Source organism: Novosphingobium sp. B 225 (genome assembly GCF_002198665.1).
Classification (GTDB): domain Bacteria; phylum Pseudomonadota; class Alphaproteobacteria; order Sphingomonadales; family Sphingomonadaceae; genus Novosphingobium.
Window position 1 is genome coordinate 90,790 of the sequence record NZ_MWLM01000029.1, and the last position, 16,600, is coordinate 107,389.

At 65.1% G+C, this 16,600-nt stretch carries 17 protein-coding genes and 1 other RNA gene; 8 read left to right on the forward strand and 10 right to left on the reverse strand.

Translation table 11 applies throughout. The features are described 5' to 3' along the window. Positions 1-3 precede the first annotated feature (3 nt). Entirely contained in the window at positions 4-2,061 is a 2,058-nt protein-coding gene (locus MNBBLIKP_RS03965) for a malate synthase G (protein WP_088307689.1), read from the reverse strand. A 154-nt stretch (positions 2,062-2,215) separates the two neighbouring features. Between MNBBLIKP_RS03965 and MNBBLIKP_RS03970 the strand changes: the two genes are divergently transcribed. From MNBBLIKP_RS03970 to MNBBLIKP_RS03985, 4 genes are all read left to right on the forward strand, one after another. Then, positions 2,216-3,427 carry a hydrolase gene (locus tag MNBBLIKP_RS03970; protein ID WP_088307691.1) on the forward strand — a complete coding sequence of 404 codons (1,212 nt, stop codon included), beginning with the start codon at positions 2,216-2,218 and terminating at the stop codon, positions 3,425-3,427. Then, positions 3,424-4,455 carry an arginine N-succinyltransferase gene (locus tag MNBBLIKP_RS03975; protein WP_088307693.1) on the forward strand — a complete coding sequence of 344 codons (1,032 nt, stop codon included), beginning with the start codon at positions 3,424-3,426 and terminating at the stop codon, positions 4,453-4,455. Before MNBBLIKP_RS03970 ends, MNBBLIKP_RS03975 begins: the two co-directional genes overlap by 4 nt. A gap of 4 nt (positions 4,456-4,459) precedes the next feature. After that, positions 4,460-5,707: an N-succinylarginine dihydrolase gene (locus MNBBLIKP_RS03980; RefSeq protein WP_088307695.1), complete on the forward strand. Its 1,248-nt coding sequence runs from the start codon at positions 4,460-4,462 to the stop codon at positions 5,705-5,707. A 107-nt stretch (positions 5,708-5,814) separates the two neighbouring features. Next, on the forward strand, positions 5,815-6,057 hold the full coding sequence (locus tag MNBBLIKP_RS03985) for a hypothetical protein (protein WP_088307698.1): 243 nt from the start codon (positions 5,815-5,817) through the stop codon (positions 6,055-6,057). A gap of 191 nt (positions 6,058-6,248) precedes the next feature. On the opposite strand, the gene ssrA is transcribed toward MNBBLIKP_RS03985, so the two are convergent. Both ssrA and mscL read right to left on the reverse strand, forming a co-directional pair. Then, positions 6,249-6,630, reverse strand: a transfer-messenger RNA (tmRNA) gene (ssrA, locus tag MNBBLIKP_RS03990). Between the two features lie 178 nt (positions 6,631-6,808). Beyond that, positions 6,809-7,216 (reverse strand): large conductance mechanosensitive channel protein MscL, encoded by a 408-nt coding sequence (gene mscL, locus MNBBLIKP_RS03995; protein WP_176399646.1) that lies wholly within the window; start codon positions 7,214-7,216, stop codon positions 6,809-6,811. A 183-nt stretch (positions 7,217-7,399) separates the two neighbouring features. Here mscL and MNBBLIKP_RS04000 point away from each other — a divergent pair, with 183 nt between their 5' ends. From MNBBLIKP_RS04000 to desA, 4 genes are all read left to right on the forward strand, one after another. After that, complete coding sequence (locus tag MNBBLIKP_RS04000) at positions 7,400-8,077, forward strand: LemA family protein (RefSeq protein WP_088307703.1); 678 nt, start codon at positions 7,400-7,402, stop codon at positions 8,075-8,077. 27 nt (positions 8,078-8,104) lie between these two features. Next, on the forward strand, positions 8,105-8,932 hold the full coding sequence (locus tag MNBBLIKP_RS04005) for a TPM domain-containing protein (RefSeq protein WP_088307705.1): 828 nt from the start codon (positions 8,105-8,107) through the stop codon (positions 8,930-8,932). Further along, complete coding sequence (locus MNBBLIKP_RS04010; protein ID WP_088307707.1) at positions 8,932-9,618, forward strand: TPM domain-containing protein; 687 nt, start codon at positions 8,932-8,934, stop codon at positions 9,616-9,618. Before MNBBLIKP_RS04005 ends, MNBBLIKP_RS04010 begins: the two co-directional genes overlap by 1 nt. Positions 9,619-9,724: 106 nt before the next feature. Continuing rightward, the gene (gene desA, locus MNBBLIKP_RS04015) at positions 9,725-11,116 is read left to right on the forward strand and encodes a syringate O-demethylase (protein WP_088307709.1); all 1,392 of its coding nucleotides are present in this window, start codon (positions 9,725-9,727) and stop codon (positions 11,114-11,116) included. On the opposite strand, the gene MNBBLIKP_RS04020 is transcribed toward desA, so the two are convergent. From MNBBLIKP_RS04020 to MNBBLIKP_RS04045, 7 genes are all read right to left on the reverse strand, one after another. After that, a complete protein-coding gene (locus tag MNBBLIKP_RS04020) occupies positions 11,117-11,863 on the reverse strand; it encodes an IclR family transcriptional regulator (RefSeq protein WP_088307711.1) in 747 nt (248 codons plus the stop codon). It abuts the gene before it with no gap. After that, the gene (locus MNBBLIKP_RS18220) at positions 11,860-12,249 is read right to left on the reverse strand and encodes a nuclear transport factor 2 family protein (protein WP_254912904.1); all 390 of its coding nucleotides are present in this window, start codon (positions 12,247-12,249) and stop codon (positions 11,860-11,862) included. Before MNBBLIKP_RS18220 ends, MNBBLIKP_RS04020 begins: the two co-directional genes overlap by 4 nt. Beyond that, positions 12,246-13,379: a cobalamin-independent methionine synthase II family protein gene (locus MNBBLIKP_RS18225; RefSeq protein ID WP_254912905.1), complete on the reverse strand. Its 1,134-nt coding sequence runs from the start codon at positions 13,377-13,379 to the stop codon at positions 12,246-12,248. Before MNBBLIKP_RS18225 ends, MNBBLIKP_RS18220 begins: the two co-directional genes overlap by 4 nt. Before the next feature lie 264 nt (positions 13,380-13,643). Continuing rightward, positions 13,644-14,693: a LacI family DNA-binding transcriptional regulator gene (locus MNBBLIKP_RS04030; RefSeq protein ID WP_176399642.1), complete on the reverse strand. Its 1,050-nt coding sequence runs from the start codon at positions 14,691-14,693 to the stop codon at positions 13,644-13,646. Positions 14,694-14,703: 10 nt separating this feature from the next. Next, positions 14,704-15,486 (reverse strand): SDR family oxidoreductase, encoded by a 783-nt coding sequence (locus MNBBLIKP_RS04035; RefSeq protein WP_088307715.1) that lies wholly within the window; start codon positions 15,484-15,486, stop codon positions 14,704-14,706. 1 nt (position 15,487) lies between these two features. Next, complete coding sequence (locus tag MNBBLIKP_RS04040) at positions 15,488-16,021, reverse strand: NUDIX hydrolase (protein ID WP_088307717.1); 534 nt, start codon at positions 16,019-16,021, stop codon at positions 15,488-15,490. A 47-nt stretch (positions 16,022-16,068) separates the two neighbouring features. Beyond that, a complete protein-coding gene (locus MNBBLIKP_RS04045; RefSeq protein WP_088307719.1) occupies positions 16,069-16,362 on the reverse strand; it encodes a hypothetical protein in 294 nt (97 codons plus the stop codon). Positions 16,363-16,600: the final 238 nt, after the last annotated feature.

A 16,600-nucleotide genomic window follows, 5' to 3' on the forward strand; every position in this document is an offset into this window, starting at 1 on the left:
GATTTACCCCTTCCGCACCCGCCGCCAGGCATGCAGCAGCGGTTCGGTATAACCGCTCGGCTGTTCCACCCCCTTGAACACCAGATCGAGCGCAGCTCGGAACGCGGCGCCATCCTCGTTGCCCACCAAGGGTTCATAGCCCGCATCGCCCGCGTTTTGCGCATCGACTTTGGCCGCCATGCGCCGCAGCGAATCCATCACTTGCGCTTCGGTGCAGATCCCGTGCAGCAGCCAGTTGGCCATGTGTTGGCTGGAAATGCGCAGCGTCGCGCGGTCTTCCATCAGACCAATGTCATTGATGTCCGGCACCTTGGAACAGCCGACCCCGGCATCGATCCAGCGCACAACATAGCCCAGCAGCCCCTGTGCGTTGTTGTCCAGTTCCTCGCGCACTTCGGCTTCGGAATAGTTCACCCCCAGCCCCAGCGGCACGGTCAGCAGGTCATCAAGCCCCGGCGTGGGGCGCAGCGCCAGTTCCTGTTGCACTGCAAAGACATCGACCTGGTGGTAATGCATCGCGTGCAGCGTTGCCGCAGTCGGGCTGGGCACCCAGGCGGTGTTGGCCCCGGCTTTGGGGTGGCCGATTTTCTGGACCATCATGTCCGCCATCATATCCGGCGCGGCCCACATGCCCTTGCCGATCTGCGCCTTGCCCGACAGCCCGCAAGCGAGCCCGATCTGGACGTTGCGCGCTTCGTAGGCCGCGATCCAGGCGCTCTGCTTCATCGCGCCCTTGCGGATCATCGGCCCGGCCCGCATCGAGGTGTGAATTTCATCCCCGGTGCGGTCAAGGAAGCCGGTGTTGATGAACACGATCCGGTCCTTCACCGCATGGATGCAGGCGGCAAGGTTCGCGCTGGTGCGGCGTTCCTCGTCCATCACCCCAACCTTGATCGTGTGGCGGGCCAGCCCCAGCAGATCTTCGACGCCGTCGAACAGATCGTTGGTAAACTGGCATTCCTCGGGCCCGTGCTGCTTGGGCTTGACGATGTAGACGCTGCCCTGGCGGCTGTTGCGATACTTGCCCAGCCCGCGCACGTCATGCGCGCCAATTGCGCTGGTCAGGACCGCATCCATGATCCCTTCGGGAATCTCGCTGCCATCGGCCAGCAGTACCGCCGGGTTGGTCATCAGGTGGCCGACATTGCGCACAAACAGCAAGCTGCGTCCGGACAGGGCCAGATCGCCCCACTGCCGATCGCCGCTGAGGGTGCGGGTCATGGTCTGCCCGCCCTTTTCAAAGCTTTCGGACAAGTCGCCGCGGATCACGCCCAGCCAGTTGCGATAGGCCGCCAGCTTGTCCTCAGCGTCAACGGCCGCGACCGAATCTTCCATGTCGCAGATCGTGGTCAACGCCGCTTCCAGCATGACGTCCGCGATATGCAGCGGATCGTCCTTGCCCACCGGATGCTGCGGATCGATCACAACTTCGATATGCAAGCCATTGTGCCTGAACAGGTAACCGCCCGGCTTACTTGCCACCAGATGTTCGCACGCCTCACCATGCAGCGCCGCTTCCCAGCCGGGAATGGCGCTGTTCAGGAAGGCCCGCGCGGCCGCGATCACTGCCGCACCGCGAACCGTATCATAACCACCCGGCCGCGCCGGTGCGGCATCGAGCGCGTCGGTGCCGTAATAGGCATCGTACAAACTGCCCCAACGCGCATTGGCCGCGTTGAGCAGAAAGCGAGCGTTGAGCACCGGCACCACCAGTTGCGGCCCGGCCATGGTCGCCACTTCGGCATCGACGTTCTGCGTGCCAATCGCAAACGGTGCAGGCTCTGGCACCAGATAGCCAATGTCGCGCAGGAAGGCCTGGTATTCCCCGGCTTCGATCGGCTTGCCGGCGCGGGCCACATGCCAGGCATCGATCTGCGCCTGCATATCATCGCGCTTGGCCAGCAGCGCGCGGTTTACCGGGACAAAGCGTTCCACCAGTGCCGCGAACCCGGCCCAGAACGCACCTGCATCCTGCCCCAGCGGGGCGAGCACTTCGCTTTCGATGAAAGTGGCCAGCGCGGTATCGACGTGCAATCCGTTCTTCGTAACCCGGTCAGTCATTGGTCCTCACACACATTCACACCGCGCGGCCTGCGCGGCGCGGCAAAGATCATCGGCGATTCCGGGGAGGAATTCGAGCGCTATGCCGCATGTGCGAAAGCATGGCAATGGTGGGGTTGGACTGCTCCCGGCTCTCGGCTAGAGAAGGTTTCAGATGCAAACACTTTCCTCCACCGAACTAGCGCTGCTCGACATGGTCGATGCCAAGCCAATGCTGGCGCAGGTCCAGGCATGGAGCGCGATCAACACCGGCACCGGCAATCTGGCAGGGCTGGCCGAACAGGCAGCTATGCTGGCCGATGCCTTTGCCGGACTGCCCGGGGCGATGACTCTGGAGCAGCCCGCCCCTGTTTCTGCCGTAAGCGCGGATGGGCGCGAGGTGGCTGTGGACTATGGCCGCCATCTGGTCCTGCGAGTGCGTCCACAAGCCCAGCGGCGGTTCCTGCTGACCGGGCATATGGACACCGTGTTTCCCGCCAGCCACCCGTTCCAGCAACAGCGCTGGCTGGACGATGCCACGCTGAACGGCCCCGGCGTGGCTGACATGAAGGGCGGGATCGCGGTGATTCTGGCGGCGCTGCTGGCGTTTGAAACCAGCCCGGCGGCGCAAGCCACCGGCTATGACGTGCTGATCAATTCCGACGAAGAGACCGGCAGCCTTTCCTCTGCCCCGCTGATTGCAGAGCTGGCGCGCGGCAAGGCGGCGGCGCTGACTTATGAGCCGAGCGCCCTGCCCGATGGCACGCTGGCCGGGGCGCGTGCCGGCAGCGGGAACTACAGCCTGGTCGTGACTGGCCGTTCGGCCCACGCCGGGCGCAACCCGCAGGACGGCCGCAACGCAGTGGTCGCCGCCGCCGCGCTGGCGCTGGGGTTAAAAGCGCTGGAGCGAGAAGGGCTGAGCATCAATCCGGCGCGGATTGACGGCGGCAGCGCGAACAACGTGGTGCCGGACATGGCCGTACTGCGCTTCAACATCCGCCCGCGCGAGCTGGAGCTGGCGCAGACGTTTGATCAGGAAATCAAAAAGTTGATTGCCCGGATTGAGACTGAACATGAAGTTCATATCCACCGCCACGGCGGGATCAGCCGCCCGCCAAAGCCAATCGATGCCCGCGCCGAGAAGCTGTTCGGCGTGGTTGAGGAATGTTCGGCCCTGCTGGGCCAGCCGATCAGCCGCATCGCCAGCGGCGGGGTCTGCGATGGCAACAATATCGCCGCCTGCGGGGTGCCCGTGGTCGATACCATGGGAGTGCGCGGCGGAGCGATTCATTCCCCGGACGAGTTCCTGATCGTCCCCAGTCTGGCCGAACGCGCCCGCCTGTCTGCACTCGTCCTGCACCGTCTAGCCATTGGAGTACCGCTTTGACTTTCGTGATCCGCGCCGCGCGCGAAACTGACCTGCAGCACCTGTATGAGATGGCCAAGCGCACCGGCGGCGGCTTCACCAACCTGCCGCCAGACCGCAAGGCGCTGATGGCCAAGCTGGAACGCAGCGCCGCCGGGTTTGCACGCGCGGGCGATGATGTGGGTGACGATCTGTTCGTGTTCATGCTGGAAAACACCGCGACCGGCGAAGTGCGCGGCACCTGTCAGGTATTCTCGGCCGTGGGGCTGAAGTGGCCGTTCTATTCCTACCGGATCGGCGCGCTGACCCAGCACAGCGCCGAACTGGAACGCACTTTTCGGGCTGATATCCTGAACTTGTCGACCGATCTTGAAGGAGCGAGTGAAGTGGGCGGGCTGTTCCTGCATCCGGGCGAGCGCGCGGGCGGGCTGGGGCTGCTGATCGCGCGCAGCCGGTACATGTTCATCCGCAACCACCGCGCCCGCTTTGCCGACCGCTGTCTGGCCGAACTGCGCGGAGTGATCGACGAGGCTGGCGGATCGCCGTTCTGGGACGGGGTGGCCGGGCGGTTCTTCGGGATGAATTTCCAGGATGCGGACGAATTCAATGCCCGGTTCGGCAACCAGTTCATCGCCGATCTGATGCCCAAGCACCCGGTTTATATCGCCATGCTGACCGAACATGCCCGTGCGGTAATCGGCGTGCCCCACCCCACCGGCCGCGCCGCGATGCGAATGCTGGAAGAGGAAGGGTTCGCCTGGGAAAACTACATCGACATCTTCGATGGCGGCCCGACCATGACCGCCCGGACCGACCAGATCCGTTCGGTGCGCGAAGCGGCGGATGATGTGGTGCGTGGCGTGGACGCAGGTCTTGGCGAACACCAGGCCGGGGAAAAGCGCCTTATCGCCTGCGGCAGACTGGCGGATTTCCGCTGCGCCTATGGCTGGATCGCGCCCAGCGGTGACGGGATCGTGATTGACCCGGAATGCGCCAGAACACTTGAGGTCGAGCCAGGTGAGACGGTGACCCACGTGGCCCGGTGGTGAGCGCATGCTGCAGGAAATCAATTTCGACGGGATCATCGGCCCCAGCCACAACTATGCCGGCCTGAGCCTGGGCAACCTCGCCTCGGCCAGTCACGCGGGCGATGCGTCGTTCCCGCGCGCGGCGGCGCTGCAGGGGCTCGGCAAGATGCGGCACAATCTGGCGCTGGGACTGGCGCAGGGCTTCCTGCTGCCCCTGCCCCGCCCCAACCCGCGCTTTCTGAGCGCGATCGGCGCGGATGGCAGCGAGGACCGGCGGCTGCTGGCAGCGGCGTGGTCAGCCTCTTCGATGTGGACCGCCAATGCCGCCACGGTCAGCCCGGCGGCAGACACGGCGGATGGGCGCTGCCACCTGACCGCCGCCAACCTCGTCACCATGCCGCACCGCAGCCAGGAATGGCCTGATACGCTGCGCCAGCTGCGGCTCGCCTTTGCCGATGCCGCCCACTTCGCGCTCCACGACGCGGTGCCCGGGTGCTTTGGTGATGAAGGCGCGGCGAACCATATGCGGATGGGGACCAGCCATGCCGCGCCGGGGCTGGAACTGTTCGTCTATGGCACCAGCGGGGGCGCGTTCCCGGCGCGCCAGCACGAACAGGCAAGCCGGGCCGTGGCACGGCTCCACAGGCTCGATCCGGCACGCGTGCTGTTCATCGAGCAGAACCCCGCAGCGATCGCGGCGGGGGCGTTTCACAACGATGTGGTCGCCGTGGCGAACGAGCGGGTGCTGTTCACGCACGAATTGGCCTTTGCCGATCCGGCAGGCACTTACGCGGTGATCCGCGCTGCCTTGCCCGAGGCGGAGATCGTCGAAGTTCCGGCCAGCGCCGTGTCTTTGGCGGACGCGATCAAAAGCTACCTGTTCAACGCCCAGCTGCTCACCCTGCCCGGTGGAGAAATGGCGCTGGTGATCCCGCTGGAAGCCTGGGAGCATCCCCGCGTGCGCGCCTGGCTGGATGGGATGCTGGCCAGCAACGGGCCGATCCGACGGGTTCTGCCGGTCGATGTCCGGCAATCGATGGCCAATGGTGGCGGCCCGGCCTGTTTGCGGCTGCGGGTGGTGGCCGATCCGGCCACGGTTGATCCGCGCTTCATGCTGGATGCAGCCAAGGCCGACCGGATCGAGGCGGTGATCACCGCGCACTGGCCCGAAACCATCGCCCCTGCCGAGATCGGCAGCGAAGGTCTGGCCGCCAAAGTCATCGCTGCGCGGCTGGCCCTGCTCGAAGCGCTGGACCTTGGCGAACTGGCCTGATCTGTCGGTGCCCTTTACAACCGGGCCGGCGTTTACCAATCGCTTGCGCGGAAATCCGCCTGTGGCATGATCGTTGCTGTGTATCGCGTTAACACTTGCGAGGGACCATGCTGCAACTGATCGGGCGCCTGTTTGTCATCAAGACCCCGGTCGAGGCGTACCTGATCATCTATGCCCTCGCCACGGGCGCGGTCGAACGCGGCAGCATCTATATGCAGCGCTTTCCCGGTATGGGCGGCAAGCTGCTGTTCCTGGCCTGCACCGGCGCGGTGTTCATGGCCGGGGCCAAGATCCTGGATTGCCTGAAACACGAAAAGCGCGTGGCGGAACAGCCTGAGACGGTGTTTTGAGGGGCCAGTCCATTCGTCGCTGGATTGCTTCAGGCCGGAGCGAAAACGGTCAGGCTTGAGAACCGGCGCGCAGCGTACTTCAGTACGTGAGCACCGGAAGCGCAAAGAATGGCCGTTTGCAGCCCGGCATGGAGCAATCCAGCGATGAATGGAAGGTGGGGGTTTCTGTTGCTACGTACCCCCGGACGCCCGGTTTCCGATTCTGTTACCCGGTTCGGTCCGAACCGTGCTTTCGCTTTGTAAATTCAGGCCGTGAGGCCAGTCACATTACGCGGCGAGAGCAAGTGCTTCGTTGTCGTTGGCACTTGTGAGTTTTGAGCCTTGAACGGGTTACTCAGCCCGGGTAAAAACTGCGCTTTTCAACACACGTCGATCCTAGTTCGGCCCCATCATCACCCCGGCGACAACCGGGCTTCGGCCCTGATCCCCTAAAGGACCGTCCGAATGGTGGTGGTGGAGCCGCCGGGTACCGCCCCCGGGTCCGCTGCATCTATTGCACGCCGCAATTTATCACCATAGCCGGGCGAACCCGGCAGGAGCCTATATAGGCGCAGGAGGTTAAAAGAAAAGGGCTGGAAAGCCCCCTCCTCTTCAGAGGAGGGGGTTTGGGGGTGGTGTGGTTATGAGGCGGCGTTTCGGGCCGCCACCACCCCCCGGCCCCCTCCTCTGAAGAGGAGGGGGAGGAGGCAGGCGCGCTTACTNCCTGCCTCCTCCCCCTCCTCTGAAGAGGAGGGGGAGGAGGCAGGCGCGCTTACTTCTTCAAAGCGTCGCGGATTTCGGTCAGCAGATCGACTTCGCTCGGCCCGGCCGGTGCAGCAGGAGCCGCCGGCATGGCCTTGTTCGCAGCCTTGACGATCATGAAGATCACCCAGGCCATGATCACGAAATTGATCAGCGCGGTGAAGAAGCTGCCATAGGCCAGCACATTGGCCCCGGCTTCACGCGCGGCAGCCAGAGGCGTGCCCGGCGCGACTTCACCCGACAGCACGATGTACTTGCTCGTGAAATCGAGCCCGCCAAACACCTTGCCGATCAGGGGCATGATCAGATCTTCGGTCAGCGAGGTCACGATCTTGCCAAAAGCGGCACCGATGATCACACCGACCGCGAGATCGAGCACATTACCCTTGGAAATGAATTCCTTGAATTCCGACATCATTGACATTGCATAAGCTCCCCATCCAGTTCTGGACCGGGCGGGACGCTGCCACAAAAGCCATGACGTCACAACAATGCTTTGATTTCTACGAAATTACACCGTGCCTCCTTGAACCCGGGCGCGGCCTATCCATATCAACAAAAGTCGCGGCTCCGGCCGCTTGATGAGAGGAACGCTACTGCCATGTCCGCATCGCTTGTCCGCCGTCTTGCCAGTGCCGCTTTCGCGCTCGGCGCATCGCTGAGCCTCGCCGCCTGCGGGATCAATTCGGTCCCCACGGCTGAAGAAAACGCCAAGGCCAAATGGGGCAACGTCGAAAGCGCCTATCAGCGCCGTGCCGATCTGATCCCCAATCTGGTCGCGACGGTGAAGGGTGCGGCCGCATCCGAAACCCAGATCCTGACCCAGGTGACCGAGGCGCGCGCATCGGCCACTTCGATCAACATCAAGACCGAAGATCTGTCGAACCCGGAAACCTTCAACAAGTTCCAGAACGCGCAGAACCAGCTGACCCAGGCGCTGGGCCAGCTGCGCACCGTGGTCGAAAACTATCCGCAGCTGCAAAGCCAGCAGGGTTTCCGCGATCTGATGGACGAAGTGACCGGCACCGAAAACCGGATCAACGAAGCCCGCCGCGAATACAACACTGCGGTGCAGTCCTATAACACCACGATCCGGACCTTCCCCGACGCGATCGGTGCCAAGGTGATCTATGGCGCCAAGCCGATGGAATCGTTCAAGGCCGACGCCGGTGCAGACAAGGCACCCAAGGTCGATTTTGGCGGCGCTCCGGCAGCGGCACCCGCCAATGACAATGATGCGGCCACTCCTGCCGCCAAGCCTGCGGCTGCGGCGCAGTAAGCGCGGGAGCAACGGAAAGGCACGCCCATGCGGCTGCTGATGCTCTGCTGGCTGGCGATCCTGACTCTGGTCGGGTCGCCAGCCTACGCCGCCCTGCCAGCGCGGCCGAACGGGCCGATCCTTGATGCGGCGGCGATCATCCCGGATGATCAGGAAGCCGCGCTGGCGCAAAAGCTGATCGCCTATAACAAGGCCACCGGGCGCGCGATCGTGGTGGCCACGGTGCCCGCGCTCGATGGCCAGGTGGTCGAACGCTATGCCCAGGATCTGGCCCAGGCCTGGGGGATTGGTGGCGTGGAGAGCCAGGAAGGCATCCTGTTCCTGATCGCCCCCGCCGAACGCAAGATCCGCATCCACGCCGCAGTTGGCGCGCAAGGCCGCGTAACCGATGCGTTTTCAGGCCGCACTATTCGCGAACTGGTTTCCCCCCGGTTCAAGGCCGGTGACATCGGCGGCGGGATCAATGCCGGGGTCGATGCGCTGATCGCCCAGATGAACCGCGATCCCACCGACGCCAAGGCTGTGGCCGAAGCTGCCGCCGCTGCCGAGGCGGCGCGTCAATCAGGCTCGCAATCGGGCGGCGACAGTGCAGGCAGCGTAGTGTTCTGGCTGTTCCTGATGCTGTTCTTCATGTTCGCGTTCGGACGGCGCGGACGCCGGTTCGGCCGGCGCAGCGGGATCGATCCCGGGATTGTGCTGTGGGGGATCAGCGAGGCGATGCGCGGTTCCGGGCGCGATGGTGGCTGGAGCGGCGGAGGCGGCTTTGGCGGCGGCGACAGTGGCGGAAGCGACTGGGGCGGCTTTGGCGGCGGCGGCGGCGGTTTCGACGGCGGCGGCGCTTCGGGGGACTGGTAGTGCCAAACAATCCGAATCTGCTGACCGAACCGGACCACCAGCGCATCTCCGATGCGGTCCACGCCGCCGAACTGCGAAGCGCGGGCGAGATCGTGACGATCATGGCCGATCGTTCGGACGGCTATACCGATGTCGCGCTGGCCTGGTCGGCCCTGGCAGCCTTTACTGCACTGACCGTGCTGTCGCTGTTCCCGCACTATTACTTGCCGCTGATCGACCAGGTGCTGGGCCGGTGGGAACACGAATGGACTCCGCAAGCGGTGCTGGTGCTTGCTGCCATGGTCGCCATGGCCAAGTTCCTGGCGATGCTGGCACTGCAGCTGTGGCAACCGCTCAAATGGCTGCTGGTGCCGCGCCATATCAAGGCGGCACGGGTGCGGGCACGGGCAATCACCTGTTTCAAGGTCGGCGCGGAACGGCGCACCACGGGCCGCACCGGGGTGCTGATCTATGTCAGCCGCGCCGAACACCGGGCGGAAATTGTCGCGGACGCCGCAATTGCCGGCAAAGTCAGCGGCGAAGTTTGGGGAGAAGCCATGGCCGCGCTGCTGGCCGGCCTGCGTCAGGATCGCGCCGCCGACGGTCTGGTCGATGCCGTGGGCAAAGTCGGCACGGTGCTCGCGCAGCACTTCCCCCGCGCGGATGACGACGTGAACGAACTGCCGGACCGCCTGATCGAGGTCTAGCGCGCAACTTTTTCACAGACGCGAACTTTTCAAGCACGCGAAACTATGGCAAAGGCCGTGGCAAGGGCGCAATCACAGGCGCCGAAACGTGTGAAAGGATCCGCTGATGGGCGCTCAAAGCCTCGAATCGCTGCTGGCCGGTGCCGGCAATCTGGTGGACATGGTCCGCAACCAGCAGGTTGGCCCCAATGTTTATCCCGGTGTCCCGGCGGAGTATTCCAACTGGCGGCTGGAACAATGGGCATGGGCGCACAGTGCGGTGCTCTATAACCAGTCGTACCACATGGTCGATCTGGCGGTGCGCGGGCCGGACGCGTTCAAGATGCTGGAATACCTGGGGGTCAATACTTTCAAGAACTTCCAGCCGGACCGCGCCAAGCAGTTCGTACCCGTCACCCCCTATGGCCACGTGATCGGTGACGTGATCCTGTTCTACCTTGATGAAAACGAGTTCAACCTGGTCGGCCGTGCCCCGGTGATCGAATGGGTGGAATACCACGCTGCCAGCGGCAACTGGAACGTAACGGTTGAGCGCGACGAGCGCTGGGCGATGCGCAGCGACGGGCGCCGCAACAACTACCGCTTCCAGATCCAGGGCCCCAACGCCATGGCGATCATGGAAAAAGCGCTTGGCCAGACCCCGCCTGACCTGAAGTTCTTCCACATGTGCCGCATGACCATTGCCGGCAAGGCCGTGCGGGCGCTGCGCCACGGCATGGCCGGGCAGCCCGGGTTCGAACTGATGGGCCCGTGGGAAGATTACGGCGCGGTTCATGCCGCGCTGGTCGAGGCGGGCAAGGACCTTGGCCTCGCGCTGGTCGGCGGCCGGGCCTACAGCTCCAACACGCTGGAATCGGGCTGGATCCCCTCGCCCTTCCCGGCGATTTACACCGGGGAAGAGCTGAAGCCCTACCGCGAATGGCTCAGCGCCAATTCGTATGAGGCCAAGTGCTCGGTCGGCGGATCGTGGGTGCCGGACAGCATCGAGGGTTACTACACCACGCCGTGGGACCTGGGCTATGGCCCCTTCGTCAAGTTCGACCATGACTTCATCGGCCGCGCCGCGCTTGAGAAGATGGCTGCGGCGGGCAACCACCGCACCAAGGTTACATTGGCGCTCGACAACGAGGATGTGATGCGGGTGCAGAGCTCGGCCTTGTCAAAGGGTGAGCGGGCCAAGTTCATGGAGTACCCCAGCGCGGTCTATGCCATGCACCCGTTCGATCAGGTGCTGTCAGACGGCAAGCTGTGCGGCCTTTCCACCTGGATCGGCTATACCGCCAACGAGGGCAAGTTCCTGACCCTTGCCATGATGGATGCCGGGTTCGCCGAGCCGGGGACCGAGGTCAGCCTGCTGTGGGGTGAGCCGAATGGCGGCACCACCAAGCCCACCGTGGAGCCGCACGTCCAGACCGAGATCAAGGCTGTGGTCGCCGCGGTGCCCTATTCAGAAGTGGCGCGCGACTCTTATGCCGAAGGGTGGCGGACGCAGAAGTAGTCAGCCCGCCAGTGCCTGCGCCGCCCGCGTCAGCGCGGCGCGGGCCTTGGCGGCGAGCTTCGGATTGAACCGCACTTCGGGCACAGCAATCGCGAAGGCCCCCACAGCCTCGCCGTTCAGCCAGGCCGGTGCAGCCAGCCCGCAGATGCCCAGCGTGTTCTCTTCGTGCGCTTCGGCCAGGCCGGTCCGGCGGATCTCGGCCAGCGCCTCGCGCAAGGGTGCTTCCTCGATCACGGTGTGGCGGGTGTGGCGCTCACGCGGGACTTCCGCGAAGTAGCGTGCCAGCTCGGCCTCGGGCAACATGGCGAGGATCGCCTTGCCGGCAGCCAGGCTGTGGAGCGGCTTGCGGTGGCCTGGCTCGATCGCATAGCGCAGCGCCTGCCCGCTCGCTTCGGTCACCAGCGCCTCAACCTCCCAGCCGGTGCGGACCATGAAGCTGGCAGTCTCGTCCAGCTCGCTGCGCAGCACTTTGACCAGCGGTTCAACCCGGTTCGCCAGGGTCAGCGCCGCCTCTGGCACGGTCAGCCGTGCCAGCCCGGGTCCGGGGCGATAGCGCCGCCCATCGCGCACAAGATAGCCCCGCTCGGCCAGCGTACCCAGCAAGTAGGAAGTGCTGGACACGGGAATGTCGAGCGCGGCGGCAATGTCCTGCGCAATCGGCCCTTGCGGGTGCGCCACCACGAATTCGATGATATCGAGCGTGCGCAGCGCCGACTTGACGCTGTTCGAGGCGGCGGGCGCGTTCACCAGGCGAGACTGCCGCGCCGCTCGGCAAAGCGCCAACCCTCGGGGGTGAGGACGAAGCGGTCGTGGAACGAGCCTGCTAGCGGCGCGGCATCGGGCTGGAGCAGGATCATCGCGCTTTCGCCTTTGGCTTCTGCAGGGGACAGCACTTCGATCACCACGTTCGAACAGACATGGCGGGTCTTGCGCGGCGGGCGGCTCTTGAAGGCGGCCAGAATCGCCGCGCGCCCCAGCAAGGGAGCGTCGGGCGCGGTCGGGCGGGTCATGGTGCCGTCTTCGGTATAGAGCGCGGCAACCTCGTCCCAGCGTCCGGCATCGTTAAGGTTGGCATAGAGCGCGATCAGCCGGGCACAGTCCGCCTCGATCGCGCGGCGTTCGTCTGCGGTCACAGGCGGGCCCCCGCGATGTCTGCCCCTTCGCGCAGGTTGCGCAGCTTGCGCCAGGTAACGATCGGATCGATCTTGCCATAGCCCGCGAACGTCCCGAACCCGCAGTCGGTGCTGGCCACCACACGGTCCGCGCCAACGATCCCGGCGAAGCGTTCGATCCGCTGGGCGATCAGTTCGGGATGTTCGACATAGTTGGAACAGGTGTCGATCATACCGGGGGCGAGCACTTTCCAGTCCGGCAGCTTGGCGTCGCGCCACACGGTCCATTCGTGTTCGTGGCGGGGGTTGGCCCCTTCGAACAGCACGGTGGCCGGGCGGGCCCCGATCACGATGTCGATCACCCGGTCGAGCGGGATGTCGTGATCGTGCGGCCCTTCGTAATTGCCCCAGCACACGTGCATCCGCATCCGTTCAGGCGGGATGTTGGCGGTGGCGGCGTTGAGCGCCTCGACATTGGCGGCGGCGATCCGCAGAAACTCCTCCTCGCTCGCGTCCTGATAGCCGGTGTGGCGGCTCATCGCCAGATCAGGGCAATCAAGCTGGAGGTAGAACCCCGCGTTGACGATCGTCTCGTATTCCTCACGCATGGCGTCGACCAGCGCGGCGAGATAGGCCTCGTGGCTGGGGTAGTGGCGGTTGACCTGAAAGGCGGTGATCAGCCCGGGCGAGGCGGCGTTCATGAAGGCTTCGGTGCCGGGCGCGGCATGCTTGTCCAGCGCAGCCTTGAACCGGCGGATGTCGTCGTGCAGCGGCTGCAGGGTGACCAGCTTGATGTCGCCGATGCAGCTCGCGCGGACGAATTCCTGGCTGCCCATGATCGCCGACAGCTTCTTGGCGAGTTGCGGCACTTCGGCAAGATCGGCGGCGGGGCGGCGATCGGTGTGCCCGCCAAAGCCGGACAGCCGCTCGATCATGTAGGTCGAATAGCCGACCTTGCCGAGTTCGCCATCGCTGACCACGCTGACTCCGGCAGCGACCTGTTGACGCACCCCTTCGTCCACCGCCGCGCTGACCACCCGGTCAAACGCTTCGGCGTCATAGGCCTCGCCCGCATCCCGCGCGAGCAGCAGCGGGGTCAGTTCGTCGCCGCGCGGCAGGCTGCCGACATGGGTGGTCTTGATCTGGGGCATCGGTGATCGGTCCTCTCGAGATTCGCCTGGAGAGTTGTTCGCATACATGAATGTTTCAGACAATCGAACCTTTGTCGGATCCGCTCGCTCCGCGCCCCGGCCAATTTTCCAGAGTCAGTTTTCAGAACGGTGCGGGCTGGAACAGATAATCCGAAAAGGAGCGAGACTGGCGAAAACTAACCGTATCGGTAATCTGAAACAATGAATCGAACCATAACAGCGCAATGAAATGTAGGAAATACATTTCCGCACCATCATGCGCGACTATTCCCGCCGCGAACTGTCCCGCACCACCAGTTGCACCGGCACCCGGCGGGCCTCGCTGGTGCCGCCAGCGATTTCGGCCAGCAGCTTGTCGACCATCATCTCACCCGCGACGCGGAAATCGGGTTCCACCGAGGTGAGCGCGGGAGAGGAGAACACCCCGGCGCGGATCCCGTCAAAGCCGACCAGCCCGACTTGCCCCGGCACCGACAGGCCGCGAGCATGCAGTTCGTCCAGCGCGCCCAGCGCCACCGGATCGCAGACGGCGAACAGCGCGTCGAACTTCACCCCCTGTTCGATCAGCATGGCCACCGCGCGGCGGCCCTGTTCTTCCCGGCCCAGACCTTTCTCGATCGGCACCAGCACCGGTTCCAGCCCGGCTTCGCGCATCTGCTGAGCATAGCCTTCATAGCGTTCGCGGAACTGGCGCTGGGGCGAGGTTTCGCTGCCGATGCAGACGATCTGCTGAAAGCCCTGCTCGATCAGGTGAGCCGTTGCCAGCCGCCCGCCGCCATGGTTGTCTGACCGGACCCAGGCGACATCGTCAAACGGCGCGCCCCAGCAAACCCAGTGCATTCCGCCCTGGCCCAGCCCCCGGAAGTAATCCCAGGCCGAATAGTTCTCGGTCGTCCCGATCACTGCCAGACCGTCGGCCTTGCGCTGCTCCTGATAGCGGCCGTTGAAGTTCTCTGGTCCGTCCTGAAAGCTGACCAGCGTTTCATACCCGCGCAGCGAAGCCGCGCCGCACAGCGAGGCGAGCAGGGCCGAGTGAAACGGGTTGAGGTCTTTCCGGTCCTCACCGGGGCGGCACACCACCACCACGGCCAGGGTCCCGGTCTTGCCGGTGCGCAGGCGGGCGGCATTCTCGTCCACGAAGTAGTTGAGCCGCCGTGCCGCTTCCGAGACGCGCAGCCGGGTCGCCTCGCTCACCACCGGATCCCCGGCCAGCGCGCGCGACACGGTTGACTGGCTGACACCGGCTTCGGCGGCCACATCGAACGAGGTCACGCGGTATTGGCGCACCTTCTGCCGGGTATCCTGATCCCCCATCGGTTCCTGCTTACATCGCCGAGATGCCGCCGTCGAGTTTCAGCTCGGCGCCGGTCATGAAGCGGCTTTCGTCGCTGGCGAGATAGAGTACCCCGGCGGCGATGTCGTCCGGGTGGCCGACGCGCTTCAACGGGATCTGGCGCGCCAGTTTGTCCATGATCACTTCCTTGGCCTTGCCGGTGCTGACCACCATGCCATCGAGGATCGGCGTGTCGATGAAGGTCGGGTGGACCGAGTTGCTGCGGATGTCCCAGCCCATCTTGGCGCAGTACAGCGCGACTGACTTCGACAGCATCCAGACCGCGGCCTTGCTGGCGTTGTAGCCGGGCATGGTATCGCTGGCGATCAGCCCGGCGATGCTGGAGATGTTGATGATCGATCCGGGCTGGGTGTCCTTCATCAAGGGCAGAGCCTTTTGGCAGCCGAGGAACACCGAATCGACGTTGATCGCAAAGCCGCGCTGCCAATCGGCCAGGGTGCAGGTCTCGATGTTGCCGCGCACCCCGACCCCGGCGTTGTTGACCAGCACTGATAGCCCGCCCAGCGCATCGCGCACCGCATCGATCGCGGCGATCCAGTCCGCTTCCTGCGTCACGTCCAGCTTGACCGCATAGGCCGTGCCCGCGCCGCGCGCGGCGTTGATCGCGGCGGCCTGCGCTTCGGCTCCGGCGATGTTGATGTCAGCCAGCACGACCTGCGCGCCCTCTGCCGCCAGCATCGCTGCCTGCGCCGCGCCAAGGCCCTGCGCTGCGCCGGTGATCAGTGCCTTCTTGCCTGCTACCCGTCCTGCCATTTCAATTCCCTCCCAACAGTCGTGGCCCCAGCAGGGTCAGCAGGCGGACGTCGATGCCCAGCCCCCGGTCCCGTGCTGCGGCGATAAAGTGTTCGATCTCGCCCAGCGGCACACGATGGACGGTGATGTCCTCGCCGTCCACCCCTCCGCCGGGGCCGATCTGTGTCAGGCCGTGGGCGCGCAGCAGGGTGAAGCTCTCGGTGACCATGCCGGGCGATGAATAGAATTCGCCCACAATCTCCATCCGCGCCGCGGTATAGCCGGTCTCTTCCTCCAGCTCGCGCACTGCCGCTGCGGTGGGGTCTTCATCGCCGTTGCCGTCGCCGTCGCCGATCAGGCCGGCGGGCAGTTCGATCATGGCGATGCCCAGCGGCACCCGGAACTGTTCGACCAGCAGCACGTGGTCCGCCGCGTCCACCGCCAGGATCACTGCCGCGCGGATCCCCCGGGCGCGGCTGACATATTCCCACTTGCCCCGCGTCTTGGCGACGATGAAGCGGCCTTGCCAGCGGATCTGTTCCTCTTCCTCACTCATTCGCCCGGCCTACACCAGCCGGGGGCGGTTGGGGAAGAGGGCGCGGTTCAGCCCATGGCCCAGCGCGCCAGATAGGGCACCCCGGCCAGGAACAGCCAGCCGGCCTTGCCCCAGCGTGCCAGCCTGGGATCCTGATGGTTCCACAGCCCCAGCGCCCCCGCCGCGCCGGCCGCGCCCGCGCCGGGGATCCAGATCCCCGCAAGCCCCGCCAGACCCAGCAGCCCCAGCAGCCGCACCCCTGCGCCGGGGCGCGCCTTGTCCACCGGGTTCCTGATCCCGGCCAGCCCGGCAAAGCCGATCAGCCCCAACAGTCCCAGCACCGGCGCCAGAGTATCGAGCATCCACGTTCCCCTTGTTGTTCGTAGCGTTGTTCTTAGCCTTGTTCGTTGCGGCCATCATGACCGGCGCTGGGGCCGCGTCAAGCCGCGCGGGCGAATGTGGCGCTGCCTGTTCCGCCCCGGCATGGGAGAGCCGCAGGCCCGGTTGACACGGTTGACACTGTCCAAGCGCCTTGAATTCCAGCCCCGCTTCAGCCGTTTCAGCGACCCCGCCCTCGCCCACCGCACCGGCCTCCCCAGC

Coding starts and splice junctions, on each gene's coding strand:
- MNBBLIKP_RS18225 (WP_254912905.1), bottom strand. CDS start 13,379: ATGCCCCAGATCAAGACCACCCATGTCGGCAGCCTGCCGCGCGGCGAC.
- MNBBLIKP_RS04000 (WP_088307703.1), top strand. CDS start 7,400: ATGTCCGCATCGCTTGTCCGCCGTCTTGCCAGTGCCGCTTTCGCGCTC.
- mscL (WP_176399646.1), bottom strand. CDS start 7,216: ATGATGTCGGAATTCAAGGAATTCATTTCCAAGGGTAATGTGCTCGAT.
- MNBBLIKP_RS04030 (WP_176399642.1), bottom strand. CDS start 14,693: ATGGGGGATCAGGATACCCGGCAGAAGGTGCGCCAATACCGCGTGACC.
- MNBBLIKP_RS03985 (WP_088307698.1), top strand. CDS start 5,815: ATGCTGCAACTGATCGGGCGCCTGTTTGTCATCAAGACCCCGGTCGAG.
- MNBBLIKP_RS04035 (WP_088307715.1), bottom strand. CDS start 15,486: ATGGCAGGACGGGTAGCAGGCAAGAAGGCACTGATCACCGGCGCAGCG.
- MNBBLIKP_RS03965 (WP_088307689.1), bottom strand. CDS start 2,061: ATGACTGACCGGGTTACGAAGAACGGATTGCACGTCGATACCGCGCTG.
- MNBBLIKP_RS04005 (WP_088307705.1), top strand. CDS start 8,105: ATGCGGCTGCTGATGCTCTGCTGGCTGGCGATCCTGACTCTGGTCGGG.
- MNBBLIKP_RS04045 (WP_088307719.1), bottom strand. CDS start 16,362: ATGCTCGATACTCTGGCGCCGGTGCTGGGACTGTTGGGGCTGATCGGC.
- MNBBLIKP_RS03980 (WP_088307695.1), top strand. CDS start 4,460: ATGCTGCAGGAAATCAATTTCGACGGGATCATCGGCCCCAGCCACAAC.
- MNBBLIKP_RS04040 (WP_088307717.1), bottom strand. CDS start 16,021: ATGAGTGAGGAAGAGGAACAGATCCGCTGGCAAGGCCGCTTCATCGTC.
- desA (WP_088307709.1), top strand. CDS start 9,725: ATGGGCGCTCAAAGCCTCGAATCGCTGCTGGCCGGTGCCGGCAATCTG.
- MNBBLIKP_RS03970 (WP_088307691.1), top strand. CDS start 2,216: ATGCAAACACTTTCCTCCACCGAACTAGCGCTGCTCGACATGGTCGAT.